The sequence below is a fragment of the Terrimonas pollutisoli genome (assembly GCF_029360765.1).
Classification (GTDB): Bacteria; Bacteroidota; Bacteroidia; order Chitinophagales; family Chitinophagaceae; genus Terrimonas_B; species Terrimonas_B pollutisoli.
Window position 1 is genome coordinate 1 of sequence record NZ_JARKNA010000075.1, and the last position, 504, is coordinate 504.

At 45.8% G+C, this 504-nt stretch carries 1 protein-coding gene; it reads right to left on the minus strand.

Annotation, left to right across the window (positions count from 1 at the left end; genetic code table 11):
* Positions 1-504: SprB repeat-containing protein (locus tag P2W73_RS26420; protein WP_276505107.1), on the minus strand; the 504-nt coding region annotated here is incomplete at both ends.

Below are 504 nucleotides of genomic sequence, written 5' to 3' on the forward strand. Positions count from 1 at the left end.
AATGGTAACAGAAGTAGTCGCTGTACAATTATTGTTATCCGTAACGGTAACAGAATAAGTTCCTGCGGCAAGAGCGGTGATGTCCTGCGTAGTAGCGCCATTGCTCCACACATAAGTATAAGGAGTTGTACCACCGTTAACTGTAAGATCAACCGAACCGGTGGCGTTGCCAAAGCAAAGCACATTGACATGAGCTTCACTCAAAGCCAGTGCTGCAGCAGGTTGTGTAATGGTAACAGAAGTAGTCGCTGTACAATTATTGTTATCCGTAACGGTAACAGAATAAGTTCCTGCGGCAAGAGCCGTGATGTCCTGCGTGCTTGCACCATTGCTCCACAAATAAGTATAAGGAGCGGTACCACCGTTAACACTTAAATCAACAGAACCGGTACTGTTGCCAAAGCAAAGCACATTGACATGAGCCTCACTCAAAGCAAGAGCAGCAGCAGGTTGTGTAATGGTAACAGAAGTAGTCGCTGTACAATTATTGGCATCGGTAACGGT